9 protein-coding genes are annotated in these 13,887 nt (G+C 68.2%); 4 read left to right on the top strand and 5 right to left on the bottom strand.

Annotation, left to right across the window (positions count from 1 at the left end):
* The first annotated feature begins 80 nt into the window (after positions 1–80).
* From KGR00_RS01035 to KGR00_RS01020, 4 genes are all read left to right on the top strand, one after another.
* Complete coding sequence (locus tag KGR00_RS01035) at positions 81–917, top strand: iron-siderophore ABC transporter substrate-binding protein (RefSeq protein ID WP_224418037.1); 837 nt, start codon at positions 81–83, stop codon at positions 915–917.
* Positions 914–2,914 (top strand): Fe(3+)-hydroxamate ABC transporter permease FhuB, encoded by a 2,001-nt coding sequence (fhuB, locus tag KGR00_RS01030; RefSeq protein WP_224424100.1) that lies wholly within the window; start codon positions 914–916, stop codon positions 2,912–2,914. Before KGR00_RS01035 ends, fhuB begins: the two co-directional genes overlap by 4 nt.
* 491 nt (positions 2,915–3,405) lie before the next feature.
* The gene (locus KGR00_RS01025) at positions 3,406–6,477 is read left to right on the top strand and encodes a cellulose binding domain-containing protein (RefSeq protein WP_224418040.1); all 3,072 of its coding nucleotides are present in this window, start codon (positions 3,406–3,408) and stop codon (positions 6,475–6,477) included.
* 223 nt (positions 6,478–6,700) lie between these two features.
* Positions 6,701–7,279, top strand: a complete 579-nt coding sequence (locus KGR00_RS01020; RefSeq protein WP_224418041.1) for a PRC-barrel domain-containing protein — start codon at positions 6,701–6,703, stop codon at positions 7,277–7,279.
* A gap of 81 nt (positions 7,280–7,360) precedes the next feature.
* Here KGR00_RS01020 and KGR00_RS01015 read toward each other — a convergent pair whose 3' ends face one another.
* The 5 genes from KGR00_RS01015 to KGR00_RS00995 form a co-directional block, all read right to left on the bottom strand.
* Entirely contained in the window at positions 7,361–9,433 is a 2,073-nt protein-coding gene (locus tag KGR00_RS01015) for a TonB-dependent siderophore receptor (RefSeq protein ID WP_224418042.1), read from the bottom strand.
* Between the two features lie 140 nt (positions 9,434–9,573).
* Positions 9,574–11,229: a multidrug ABC transporter permease/ATP-binding protein gene (locus KGR00_RS01010; RefSeq protein ID WP_129140277.1), complete on the bottom strand. Its 1,656-nt coding sequence runs from the start codon at positions 11,227–11,229 to the stop codon at positions 9,574–9,576.
* 97 nt (positions 11,230–11,326) lie between these two features.
* Positions 11,327–12,259, bottom strand: coding sequence for a biotin-dependent carboxyltransferase family protein (locus KGR00_RS01005; protein ID WP_224418043.1), 933 nt, complete (start codon positions 12,257–12,259; stop codon positions 11,327–11,329).
* Positions 12,256–12,960, bottom strand: a complete 705-nt coding sequence (gene pxpB, locus KGR00_RS01000) for a 5-oxoprolinase subunit PxpB (RefSeq protein WP_224418044.1) — start codon at positions 12,958–12,960, stop codon at positions 12,256–12,258. Before pxpB ends, KGR00_RS01005 begins: the two co-directional genes overlap by 4 nt.
* On the bottom strand, positions 12,957–13,709 hold the full coding sequence (locus KGR00_RS00995) for a 5-oxoprolinase subunit PxpA (RefSeq protein ID WP_129140274.1): 753 nt from the start codon (positions 13,707–13,709) through the stop codon (positions 12,957–12,959). The genes pxpB and KGR00_RS00995 overlap by 4 nt, the downstream gene beginning before the upstream one ends.
* Positions 13,710–13,887: the final 178 nt, after the last annotated feature.

The raw sequence follows: 13,887 nt of genomic DNA, 5'->3' as shown, positions 1-13,887 counted from the left end.
CCGTCGGCCGTCTCGCTTACCGCTCCTCGCCGCCCCGACCACGACATTCATGGGATCACTGCCGGTGGTTCGTCGGGCTCATGGTCCTGACGCTCCTGCTGGCGGGGCCGGCGGCCGCCGCGCCGCGCCTGGTGACCCTCGACTGGACCATCGCCGAAACGCTGACGGCACTCGGCATGCCGCCACAGGGGGTCGCCCAGACGGCGGCCTACCGCGATTGGGTCGCCGAGCCGTCACTGCCCGACACGGTGGTCGATCTGGGCCTGCGCGTTCAGCCCAACCTGGAGCTGCTCGCCGATCTCGACCCCGACCGCATCCTGATCTCGCCGATGTTCGCCAGCCTCGAGCCACGCCTCTCGCACATCGCCCCGGTCACCACGGTGAGCCTCTACGCCGGCAGCGACGCGCTATGGCCCGACCTGCTGGCGGCCACCCGCAAGCTGGCCCGGCTCGGCGGCAGACCCGAGGCCGCCGAACGGCTGATCGCGACCACCGAGGCACGCATCGCCGATCTGCGCGAGCGGCTGCCCGAGGGGGAACGGCCGCTGCTCATGGTGCAGTTCATGGACGCCCGCCACGTGCGGGTGTTCGGCGAGCATTCGCTCTATCAGGCGGTCGCCGAGCGCCTCGGCCTCGACAACGCCTGGCAGGGCACCACCAACGCCTGGGGGTTCTCGCTGGTCGGGCTGGAGGCGCTCGCCGGCATCGACGCCCAACTGGTCGTCGTCGATCCGCTGCCGGTGGGGGTCGAGCAGGCGCTGGCCGATAACGGCCTCTGGCAGCATCTCGCCGCGGTCCGGGAGGGTCGGGTGTTGCACCTGCCGCCGGTGTGGAGCTTCGGCGGCCTGCCCTCGGCCGAGCGTTTCGCCGAACAGCTCGTCCCGGCGCTCGAGGCATCACGGAGCCGCGACTCATGAAAGTGATCGCCGCCCGCTCGCCTCTCCACCCCCGGCTGACGCCCGCGCGCGCCTGCCTGCTGCTCGCCCTGCTGACCCTGGCGCTGGCCGGTCTGACGCTGCACGACGGGATCGGCCTGGACGCCGCCTGGCAGGGGCTCGTCGCCCCGCAAGCCGGCCGGGAGGCCCAGTGGGTCGCCCATTTCAGCTGGTGGCCGCGGCTCGCCATGGCGCTGCTCGGCGGCGGCGGGCTGGCACTGGCCGGGGTATTGATGCAGCAGGTGCTGCGCAACCCGCTGGCCGCGCCCACCACCCTGGGCGTGGCCAGCGGCGCCAACCTGGCCCTGCTCGCCGCCACGCTGCTGGCCCCGGGGTTGCTCGTCGGCGGCCGCGAATGGGTGGCGCTCGCCGGCGGCGGGCTGGCCATGGGGCTGGTGTTCGCGCTGGCCTGGCGACGCGGCCTGGCGCCAATGGTGGTGGTGCTCGCCGGGCTGGTGGTCAATCTCTACTGCGGCGCGCTGGCCATGGTGCTGCTGCTGTTCCACCAGGAGGCCCTCAAGGGGCTGATGATCTGGGGCGCCGGTTCGCTGGCGCAGACCGACTGGAACGGCGTGGTCTATCTGCTGCCGCGACTGGCGATCGCCGCCGCCCTGGCCGCCGCCCTGCTGCGCCCGCTGAGCCTGCTCGAACTCGACGATGCCAACGCCAGGAGCCTGGGTGTCTCGCTCAAGCAGTTGCGCCTGGCCGGGCTGGGCCTGGCGGTGTTCGTCACCGGCTGTGTGGTCAGCGTGCTCGGCGTGGTCGGCTTCATCGGCCTGGCCGCGCCGGCCATCGTGCGCCTGCTCGGGGCACGCCGCCTCGGCGCGCGGCTGCTGTGGGCGACGCTGCTCGGCGCCTTGCTGCTCACCGCCACCGACCTGCTGCTGCAACGTGTCTCCGGCGCGCTGCCGACCCTGATCCCCACCGGCGCGACCACCGCCGCGCTGGGCGCCCCGCTGTTGCTGTGGCTGCTGCCGCGCCTGCGCCTGAGCGGGCAGCGCCCGGCGGTCTCGACCGGCGCCCCCGTGCGGCGTCATCCCGCGCCCGTTCGCCGGGCGGGGCTGCTCGGCGTGGCGCTGCTGCTCGCCGGCGTCGTCGCGCTGTGCCTCGGCCAGGGTGCCGACGGCTGGCAATTCAGCCTGCCCGGCGAGGCGCCGGCCCTGGCCTGGCGCGCGCCCCGGGTCCTCGCCGCCGCGGGCGCCGGGGTGCTGCTGGCGCTGGCCGGCACGCTGATCCAGCGGCTGACCGGCAACCCCATGGCCAGCCCCGAGGTCCTGGGCATCAGCGGCGGTACCGCGATCGGACTGATCCTGGCGATCTACCTGCTGCCGCCGATGGGCCCGCTCGGCCTGCTCGCGGTGGGCACCCTGGCGGCACTGGTCACCCTGCTGATACTGCTGGCGCTCAACCGCCGCCACGGCTTTCGGCCCGAGCCGCTGCTGCTCACCGGCGTCGCCGTCACCGCCCTGTTCGAGGCCGTGCGCAGCTTCGTCCTGGCCGGCGGCGACCCGCGCGGTCAGCAGGTGATCGCCTGGATGTCGGGCTCGACCTACTACGTCGGCCCGGGTTCGGCGCTCGCCGTGGTCGTCCTGGCGCTGCTTCTCGCCGCCGCGACGGCGCCCTTCGCCCGCTGGCTGGACCTGCTGCCGCTGGGGGCCTCCACCGCCCAGGCACTGGGCCTGCCGGTCGGCCGCGCCCGGCTGGCGCTGCTGGGGCTGGTCGCCCTGCTCACCGCCTGCGCCACCCTGGTGGTCGGCCCGTTGTCGTTCGTCGGCCTGCTGGCCCCCCACCTGGCGCGTCTGCTGGGCTTCTCGCGGGCCCGCGACCACCTGCTCGGCGCGGCGCTGGTCGGTGCCCTGCTGATGGTCGTCGCCGACTGGCTGGGGCGCCAGTGGCTGTTCCCCCAGGAGATTCCCGCCGGGCTGGTCGCCTCGCTGGTGGGTGGGGCGTATTTCCTGTGGGGGCTGCGAAAGCTCTAGGCTCCCACCATCTCGCTGCCGCCTCTCCTCCCACGCGACTAAGAACGCATTTCCAAATCCTCTGATGATGGGCGCCGGGGGCAGGGCAAAGCGAGGGTCCTTTGCCATGGATGGCAAAGGTAGCGCCCAGGGAGGGGTTTACAGCGCCCTCGCGACGCCCTGCCACCGGAGAAGCCTACTTCGTCTACCGGTTGTGAAAGGCGTTCTAACGCCCCTGCCGGTTACCCGTGACTGACAAATCCCTACAAGTTGACAAATAGGGATAATTTTCTTCATTAAAGCTTCTCTAATGAACGCCGATAGTCTTTTTCGGTTGCGAGGTATGCATTCCATGGAAGTTCCACTGGGCGACTGACTGCCCCTCTGCCGCTCTCTCTTCGCCGTCTCCGGCCTCTTGCGGTAGCGCCTCTCGATAACCCAAGCGAGGACATTGCCCGCCCCTTTCGGTGCGAGCGATGCCAGGTGAGTCATGTCTTCTTCAGGTGGTCATCATGAATGCATCGATCGACGTAAAGACCCACAGTCAGTGGAGCACTGGCGCCGTCATGGAAATCTTCGTCACCAACAACGGCGACAGCCCCATCGAGGATTACCGCCTGGGCTTCGATCTGCCCGGCACCATCACCGATATCTGGAGCGCCTCGATCGCCTCGCACGATGCCGATCGCTACCTGATCGGTGAAACCGGCAGCGACAGCACCATCGCGCCGGGGGATACGGTTCGCTTCAAGTTCAAGGTCGCCAGCGATGCTCCGCAACGACCCGACGGTTTCACCCTCAACGGTCATGCGCTGACCACCACCGACGATGACGCGGTCGCCCGCCCCGAGCCGGTCGAGGAACCGACTTCGGAGGACGACGGCGGCCTCTTCTCGGACATCGGCGATCTCATCGATGCCATCGGCGATCTCATCTCGGGGGGCGGCGATACCCTCGCCGACGACATCACGGTCGATGCCGACATCACCGCCGCGCAGTTGCAGGCGCTGATCGACCAGTCGCCGGAGGGTGCCACTATCCATCTGGGCGCGGGAACCTATCGCTTCGACGATTCGATCACCGTCTCGCGTTCCGACATCACCCTGGCCGGTGCCGGCTCCGACGCGACCCGCATCGTCTTCACCGACGAGGCGCTCGACAACGATGCCGACACCGGCATTCTCGTCGCGGGCGGCAACACCCGCTTCGCCGGCCAACTGGAAAGCGATGCCGTCGAGGGCAGCCGGACCCTCGATCTCGCCGCCGATCACGGCCTGACCGTCGGCGACACGGTGCGTCTCTGGCAGGACAACACCGCCGAGTACTTCGCCGAGATCGGCGACGACTCCTGGCAGAAGTACAACGCCCCGCTACGCACCAGCATGGCGAAGGTCGTGGCCGTCGACGGCGATCAGGTCACCCTGGACCGTGGCGTTCACTTCACCTTCGCGGGCGGCGAGGCCAGGATCGAGAAGATGGATGCCCTCGACAAGGTGTCCCTGTCAGGCTTCTCGATCGGCTATGAACTGGGCGAGCCCGACCCGGGCAAGTTCGCCAACACCCTGTCGGATTTCAAGGATTACCAGGCCGTCAAGTTCGACGCCACGACCGATGCCCGCCTCGACGACATCCAGGTGATCAACGGGCCGGGCACCGCTTTCGAATTCGCCCGTTCGCTCGACCTCGAGGCCGAGGCACTGGGCGCCCACGGCAGTTTCAACAAGGGCAGCGGCGGCATCGGCTATGCCTACGAACTGCGCGAGATGTACGACGGCACCCTGACCCACCTGGAAGACTCGGGCATGCGCCACAGCGTGCTGTTCGCCTCCTGGCGCTCCTCGGTCGGCAACGACGTTCACGTCTCGTCGACCGACCGGGACATCAACTTCCACGGCGGGCGGGATCACCACAACACGGTTCACGTCGAACGCTCGATCCGTACCGAGGCCAACGACGGCATGTCGACCTCGCTGTGGACCAACTCGGGCGGTGAAAGCTTCGGCGCCATTACCGACATGTCAACCAACCGGGTCACCTTCGACTACCTGATCGGTTCACGGCGCGACGACGTGATCCACGGCTCCGACGACGGCGTCTATCTGGACGGCGGGCTGGGCGACGACCGCCTCCATGGCGGCGCCGGTGACGACATCCTGCGCGGCGGCGACGGCTGGGGCGACAACCTTCTCGACGGTGGCGAGGGATTCGATATCGCACTCTTCGGTGAGGCCCTGGCGACCTACACCCTCGAGCGCAATGCCGCGGGCCACTGGCGCGTGGACGGCACCGGCACGGACGACACGCTGATCGACATGGAAGCGGCCTACTTCGCCGACGGCAAGGTACTCGACCTGCGTACCGGCGAGGTCCGCCAGGGCGAGGCCTTCGTCACGCCCTCCCCGGAAGCGATTCTCGGCGACGGCGATGCCCAGCCCGCCCCCATGCCCGTCCATGACGAGCAACCGGGCCCCGATGCCACGCCCGAGGTTCCCGTCGAGCCGCCGCTTGACGCCCCGGCGCCCGACGACACTATCGAGATCCCGGCCCCGCCGGCGGATGGCGACGATGCCGGCGCCCTCGGCTATGAACTGACCCCGGTCCATCGCTGGTCGACCGGCTACGTCATGCGCGTGACGGTGACCAACCATGGCGACGAGGACCTCGTCGATCCGACGATCGCCTTCGACCTGGATACCGACCTGGATCAGCTTTACAACGCCAGCCTGGTGAGCGCCGATGATGGCCGCTATACCGTCGCTTACGAGGGCGCCACCACGGTCATGGCGCCCGGCGAGAGCATCACCTTCTCGTTCAAGGCCTATGCCGCGGAATCCCTGCTGCCCGAGGCGCTGACCCTCAACGGCCGGTCGGCCACGCTGGAAACGGAGGGCCTCTTCGCCACCGACGCCAACCCGGGCGACGCCCTCGACGCCGATGCCGTGACGAGCATCACCACGCATATCAAGAGCGAATGGAGCAGCGGCTATGTCGGCGAGGTGTTCGTCGAGAACACCTCCGCGGCGACCCTCGACGACGTCACCCTGGCCTTCGACCTGCCTTCCGGCCTCAGCAGCCTGTGGAACGCCGAGATCGTCGCCGACGACGCGGCCGGCCACTACGTGATCGGCGACGACCAGCCGCTGAGCCTGGCCCCCGGCGAGACCTGGCGCTTCGCCTACAAGACCTATGACGCGGACAAGACGCCGCTCGCCAACCTGGATGTCGAGGGCGAGGTGTCCCCGGGTGGGGTTTCCGGGCCCGTCGTCCACACCGGTGGTGACGGCGCGGACATCTTCGTGTTCCGCACGCTGCAGGCCGCCGGTCCCGAAGCCCCGGCACGCATCGAGGGCTTCTCCCTGGACGAGGGCGACGTCATCGACCTGTCGGGCATCGATGCCGACCTGACCCGCGACGGCGATCAGGCCTTCGTCTGGCGCGACAAGGCGGGATTCACCGGTCGTGCCGGCGAACTCCGCCTGGACGAGGACACCCTGCACGGCGACGTCAACGGCGACGGGGTCGCCGACCTGGCCATCGAACTCGGCGGTGTCGCGGCGCTCGACGCCCAGGGCCTGTTGCTGTGAACCACCCACATCGACGAATCGTCGCCAAGCGGTTGAAATATCTGCGCCAACCCCTATGTTGAGAAAGACGACGTAGCAGAATGTGAGGCAACGTTACGCCATTCCGGAAGCGGCCAGGGCCGGCCGCTTCCGGGACGCCTCTCCCGCACCGCGGGTCGCTGCATCGGCGCCTCAGGACACGAGGCGACATCCACGAAACGGAATTTTCACAAGGAGCAACGATATGGCTATGCGCAAGCCCCTCGACAAGGCGATTCTCACCGCGCTGCTCGCCGGCGGTCTGACCCTGGCCACCGCGGCCACGGCGGCCCCGCAGGGCCTCTACTCCGCCGACGAGCTGACCGACGCCGAGGTCTACGGCAAGGACAATCCCTCCGAGGAGATCGGCGACGTCGAGGACGTGCTGCTCGACGACAACATGCAGGTTCAGGCGCTGGTGATCGACACCGGCAACCTGCTCGACATGGGCTCCAAGCAGTACGTCATCCAGACCGGCCATTTCACCGTCGAGACCGAGAATGGCGACGATCTCGACAACATCGAGTACAAGGTGCACGTCGACCTGACCGAACAGGAGATCACCCAGCAGCCCGAGTACACCAACGACTGGTGGAATCAGACCAAGCAGGCGACCGCGAAAGCCTGGCAGAACACCAAGCAGTCCGCCGAGAGCGCCTGGCAGAACACCAAGGCCGCGACCTCCGAGCTGCTGATGGATGCCGGTCAGGCAATCGACAAGGCCGGCGAGAAAACCCAGCAGGCCGCGGATGACGCCGCGGACAACATGGACGGCAACAACTGATCGTCTCGGTGATGTCTCGCACCACGCAAAAGCCCGGTCATCGACCGGGCTTTTTGCCGTCACGGCGTCACTGAAGGCCCGCTACCAGCGGTACTTCAGGCTGCCGATCACGCTGCGCGACTCGCCGTAGTAGCACCAGTAGTCGCAACTGGCCACGTACTCCTCGTCGGTCACGTTGTTGACATTGACCTGGGCCGTCCAGTGGCGGTTGAACGCGTAGCTGGCCATGGCGTCGCCCACGGTGTAGTCGGGCACCGTGGCGCGCGACGTGCCATCGATCGACTCGCCCACATGACGAACGCCCGCACCGATCTTCAGGCCGTTCAGGGCGGTGCCCTCGAAGTCATAATCCAGCCACGCGGACGCCATATGGCGGGGGATCAGCCCGGCACGCTCATCGTCTTCGTCACGCGCATCCGTGTAGGTATAGGCCGCCGTCAGCTTGAGCGCATCGGTGAGATACCCCACGCCCTCCACTTCGAAGCCGGTGGAGGTCCTTTCCCCTTCCTGGGTCTGGTAGCCGGCCGGTGTCGTGGCGAAGGAGTTCGACTCTTCGATGTCGAATACCGCCGCCGTCACATAGCCATCCCAGGTCGATGGCGCGTACTTGACGCCCAGCTCCCACTGCTTGCCCTTGATCTCCTCGAAGATCGCCCCGGCCGTATTGGTCTGTGCCTCCGGCTGGAAGGACTCGGTATAGCTGAGATAGGGGTTGAGGCCGTTGGCGCCGAGATACATCACGCCGCCGGACCAGGAGGTCGCCGCCTGGGTCTCGTCGACCGTGGTGTCTTCGCGTTCGGACACGTTGCGCACGTCCGCGTGGTCGTAGCGAACGGCGCCCAGCAGCACCCAGCGATCGTCGATGCGCAGTTGATCCTGCACATAGAGACCCAGTTGATCCTTGTCGATCTGGCGACGCGTCAAGCGATCGCCGGGAACGGCGACGATGTCCCCCTGGGGGTCGAAGATGTCGACGATGTCGTAGGCATAATCGTCGAACTCCTGGCCATCCAGGCTCAGGTCCTGATAGTCCACCCCCAGCAGCAGGGTGTTTTCCGTGCGCTCGGTATACCACTTGCCGACCATGCGGTTATCGATGGTGAAGCTATCGATATCGCCCTTGCGCTGCAGATGACCGCGATACGCCGTCCGGCCATCGCCGGTGGCGAAGTCCATGTAGGTGCTGCGCAGGTCCAGGTCCAGATGGCTGTAGCGGAAGTCCTGCTCGAATTGCCAGGTGTCATCGAAACGGTGCTCGAACTCGTAGCCGAGCGCCGTCTGGGTGTGTTCGTCCTTGTCGTAGTCGGGCGCCCCGTAGTTGGTCCGGGGGTCGACCTTGCCGAAGGGCGTGTCTTCCAGCGTGCCGTAGGCCAGCTTGAACGGATTGACGGGAACGCCGTCGTCCTTCTGGAAACTGGTCAGCACCGTCAGTCGGGTGTCATCGGAGATATCCCATTCGAGGCTCGGCGCGATGTAGTAGCGCTCGTTATCGGTGCCGTCCAGATCGCCGTCGCGCTCCTTGTAGAGCCCCACGAGGCGATAGCGCACATCGCCGCTCTCGGTGGCCGGCCCCGAGGTATCGAAGGCGAATTGCCGATGGTGGCGGTTACCGGCCTGAATCTCGACCTCGCCGCGGCGCTCGGCGGTGGGGCGCTTGCTGACGGCGTTGATCAGCCCGCCGGAGGGCGCTTCACCATAGAGGATCGACGCCGGTCCCTTGAAGACGTCGACGCGTTCCAGCCCGTAGGGTTCGGGTAGCCACTGGTAGTAACCGGTGCGGTAGATCCGCAGACCGTCCTGATAGGTGGCCTGATCGAACCCCCGGATCTTGAACCAGTCGGTGTTGTTATCGGCGCCGTACTGGCCCGACAGGACGCCGGAGCGGTAGCGCAGCGACTCGTCCAGCCGCTGCACGTTGCGTTCGTCGAGTTCGTCACGGTCGACCGACGACAGGGCTCGCGGTGTCTCGACCAGCGGCGTGGCGACCTTCAGGGCCGTGGCGCTGATGACCATGGTGTCGGGATCGCCAGCGGCATCCGCCGCGTCCTGGGCGAAGGTGGCCACGGGCAGGGTCAGCAGCGTCAGGCCCAGGGCATGGCGGACCGCCAGCGGCAGCCGCGCTGGCCTGGCGGCCGGAATCGGGAATGGGGGCATGGGAAAGGCCTCGGATGATCGTCTGAATGTTTTCTAGTTGTGGAAGAAAATGATAAGGATTGTCATTAGCTACTACAACTGAAAAAGTCATCCGGCTTCCCGGCCTGTCCTCGCCGCACGGCTTCCTGCGCGGCCGCCGACTATTCGATGCGCGAGACCGCGTCGCGAGTGGCGCGCTCGCGCTGGTCGCCGGTGAGTTCGGCGAGCCGGCCGTCGCGCATCTCCAGCAGCCGGTCGGCGTGCACGAAGTAGCTGTCGTCGTGGCTGATCGCGAACACCGTCAGGCCGCGCTCGCGCATCGCCGGCAGCAACTCGCGATAGAACACCCGGCGGAAGACCGGGTCCTGGTCGGCGGCCCATTCGTCGAGCAGCAGCACGTCGCGCTGCTCGCAGATCGCCAGCAGCAGGGCCAGACGCTTGCGCTGGCCCTGGGAAAGCTGCGTGGACGTCACCCGCCGGTCGACGAACTCCAGCTTCTCGCGCATGCCCAGCCGTTCCAGCCAGGCATCGAGCAGCGCGGCATCCGCCGCCTCGCCGCCCGGCCCGAGCAATTGATCGAAGAGATGGAAGTCGGTGAAGACGCTGGCGAAGTACTGCCGGTAGGCCGGCCACTGCTCGGGCGCGAGCGGCTCGCCGTCGATGCGGATCTCGCCGGACAGCGGCCGATACAGCCCGGTCAACAATCGCGCCAGGGTCGACTTGCCGCTGCCGTTGCCGCCGATCAGGAAGATCTGCTCGCCACGCCGCAGCGTCAGGTCGATCGGCCCCACTTCGAACCCGGGCGTCTCCCCGCGGCTCGGATAGCGATAGGTGACGTCGCGCAGTTCCAGTGTCTGCCAGTCGTCCTTCACCGTGCCGGGCACGAAGCCCGGCTGCGCCTCGGCGAGCGCCAGCGCCTCGAGCTTGTCGAAGGCCACCTGGGCGCTGAGCAGCGTGGGCAGCGCCCCCACCGCCTGGATCAGCGGCGTACGCAGGAACAGCAGGGTCAGCGCATAGGTCGCCGCCACCGTGGTGTCCGCCCAGCCCAGGCCATTGGCCAGGTAGAAGGCCACCCCGATGGCGCCGAGCATCATGATGTTGGCCCAGTTGTTGGCGCTGAGATGAAAGGTGTCGGCGCGGATCACGTGGTGGCGATAGTCCCGGGCGTCGAGGTCATAGACCTCATGATAGAGACGCCGCGCGCGGTGGCGGTTGAGCGCCAGCTCCTTGCGCCCGTCGATCACCGCCTCGAAGTCCTGATAGAGCCGGTCCTCGGCGTCGCGGACGTGACGCAGATGGGCGTAGACCCGCGACACCATCCACCAGCCGACCAGCAGGGTCACGAGCACCCACAGCGCGGTGACGGCGAGCATCGCGCTCGAGAGATAGCCGAGATAGACGACCGAGGCCACGGACAGGATCACCCCCTGGACCAGCTCCGGCAGGCGCACGAAGGCGACGGTGACGTTGCGCACGTCGCTCGACAGGCTGGCCAGCAGGTGGGCGCTGCCCAGCGATTCGAGGCGTTCGACGTCGGTGTCGAGAATGCGCTTGATCAAGCGCCCGCGCAGGCGATAGACGAAATCGTGCCCCAGGGTGGTGAGCGCCAGCTGGGAGCCGAGCGACACCCCCAGCAACAGCACCAGCAACCCCAGGAAACCGGGCAACGCGGAAAGCGCGGCATCGGTGCTGGCGATCAGCCGCTGGTTGATGAAGGCGATGATGCCGATGCCCAGCCCGGCACTGGCCAGACTGAGCAGCATGACCCCGATGAACGGCCAGCGGTGATCGCGGAAGACGACGCGCAGCAGCTCCATGCGGACCTCGATGGATAGCGGGTGAGGCGCACACCATTGAGGAAAACGCCGCCTGCGTCAACGAATCATTCTCATTCCCCGCCGATAGCGGGGCACGTTACTGCCAATGGGCCCATTGCGCCAGATACGCCCGCCGGGCCGCGTCCGGCGTCTGCGCCGCCAGTCGCAGGGTCTCCCCCGGGGCGCACTGGGCGAGCCGCGCACAGGCCAGCGGCGTCAGTGCGCCGAGCCGCGGATAGCCGCCGATCGTCTGGCGGTCGTTGAGCAGCACGATCGGCTGGCCGTCGGCCGGCACCTGCACGGCGCCCAGCGGAATGCCTTCCGAGACCATCCCGGTCAGCCGGCAGGTCAGTTCGGGGCCGGTCAGTCTGACCCCCATGCGATCGGCGCGGGTGTCCACCTGCCAGTCGCTGTTGAAGGCGGCGAAGACGCTCTCGCCGGTGAAGTGCGCGATCTGCGCGCCCGGCACCAGCGCCAGATGCGTCCCGGCGGAGGGCGGCAGCACGACGCCCCGCGGCAGGTAGCGCGCGGGCCCCGCGGCACCGCGCCAGCCCAGGCGGTCGCCGGCCTCGAGCGCGCGGCCCCGCCCGTCCAGGCCGCCGAGGCCCTCGCGGACCACGCTGGCGACACTGCCCAGCACCGGCTCGGCGTCGATGCCGCCGGGCACCGCCAGATAGGCGCGCAGGCCGCTGACCGGAAGCGCGAAGGCCAGCCGCTGGCCGGCCTCGACCTCGAAACCGGCATTGAGCGGCAACGGATGACCGTCGAGGGTGGCGTCGAGATCGGCCCCGGCCAGCGCCAGGCGGCCGCTGGTCTCGATATGCAGTTCCAGCCCGCCGACGGCGATCTCCAGCGCCGCGGCATCCGGCGGATTGCCGAGCAGCCAGTTGGCCCAGCCCATCGACACCCAGTCCAGCGCCCCGCCCTGGGTCACGCCGAGATGGCGCACGCCGAAGCGCCCGGCGTCCTGAACCAGCGCCTGGGGGCCGGCCCGCTCGACGCGCAACCCCTGAGTCGTTTCACGCGTCATTGGCGCTCCTCCAGCGGGGTTGGGTCGCCGCCCTGGTCGATGAATGCCTGGCGGCTGACGGCCTCGAAGCGCACCCGATCACCGGGACGCAGCAGGCTGTAGCCGTCGCGTTCGCGATCGAACAGCGTCACCGCGCTGCGGCCGAGGATGTTCCAGCCGCCCGGCGAGCGCAGCGGATAGATCGCGGTCTGCCGGTCGGCAATGCCCACGCTGCCGGCGGCCACCGTCTGGCGCGGCGTCTTGAGCCGCGGCGTGGCCAGCGCTTCCTCGACCAGCCCCATGAAGCCGTAGCCGGGCGCGAAGCCCAGGGCGAAGACACAGTAGTCGCGGGCACAGTGCCGATCGATCACGGTTTGCTCGTCGACGCCGAGGCGCTCGGCAATCCGCGAAAGCTCGGGGCCGACGCTGGCGTCGTACCACACCGGAATGACGTGACGCTGCCCCTGCTGGCTGCTCGCCGGCTCGAGACCATCGAGGGCTTCCAGGATCCGGGCGCGCGCCTCGCCGTGGGAGAGTCGCGCCACGTCGAACTGCACCAGCAGGGTGGTATAGGAGGGCACCAGATCGATCAGCGCCGCGTCGAAGGCCGCGCGCAGGGCGCTGTCGGCGGCGGTCAGCCAGGGCATGTTGGCCTCGTCGATGGCGTCGAAGAGGCGCACGATCAACGCATCCATGCCCACCGTCTCGAGTCGTGGTGTCATGCGCGCTCCAGCGCCCGGAAGGCGTCGCGAATGGCGCGCACCGCGGCCACCGATTCGGCGTTGTCGCCGTGCACGCAGAGGGTATCGGCGATCAGTTGCAGGGCGCTGCCGTCGTTGGCGACGAGCGCCTCGCCGCGCGCCAGGCGCACCGCCTGATCGACGATCGTCGCCGGGTCGTGATGCACCGCGCCGGGCTCGCGGCGCGAGACCAGATGCCCCTTCGCGTCGTAGGCACGATCGGCGAAGGCCTCGAACCACAGGGTGACGCCCATTTCCGCGGCCAGCTCCCGCGTCGGTCGCGGATCCGCGGTGGCCATCACCAGCAGTGGCAGTTCCGGATCGAAGGCGCGTACCGCACGCATCACGGCGCGTAGCAGTTCGCTATCGCGGGCCATGTCGTTGTAGAGCGCGCCGTGGGGTTTGACGTAGGCCACGCGCCCCCCTTCGGCGCGGCAGATGCCCGCCAGCGCGCCGATCTGATAGAGCAGCATCGCCTCGACCTCCGCCGGCGAGCAGGCCATCGAGCGCCGACCGAAGCCCTGCAGGTCCGGGTAGCCGGGATGCGCGCCGATTCGCACGCCGCTGGCCACCGCCAACGCCACGGTGCGACGCATGACCATGGGGTCGGAGGCATGAAAACCGCAGGCGATGTTGGCACAGTCGACCTGCGGCATGACCTCGTCGTCGAGCCCCAGCGTCCAGTTGCCGAAGCTCTCGCCCATGTCGCAGTTGAGTAATGGAAGGGGCATGCAGTCTCCTCGTCATTGTTGTCATGAAGCGGTGCAACGCCGGGTTTTCCACTGTAGGAACCGCCAGGAAGCGGGTCCAATCGTTTTTCGTGATGCCCAATATCGACGGAACTTTTCATGGCCGGGCGAGCCACGAAAAGCGTTGACGATGCGCGCCGGCGAGGGGAAGAATCCTAAG

This window comes from Modicisalibacter sp. MOD 31.J (assembly GCF_020147985.1).
In the GTDB taxonomy this organism is placed as follows: domain Bacteria; phylum Pseudomonadota; class Gammaproteobacteria; order Pseudomonadales; family Halomonadaceae; genus Modicisalibacter; species Modicisalibacter coralii.
Note: the sequence above shows the minus strand (reverse complement) of the source record. Positions and strands in the feature narration are given on the sequence as shown.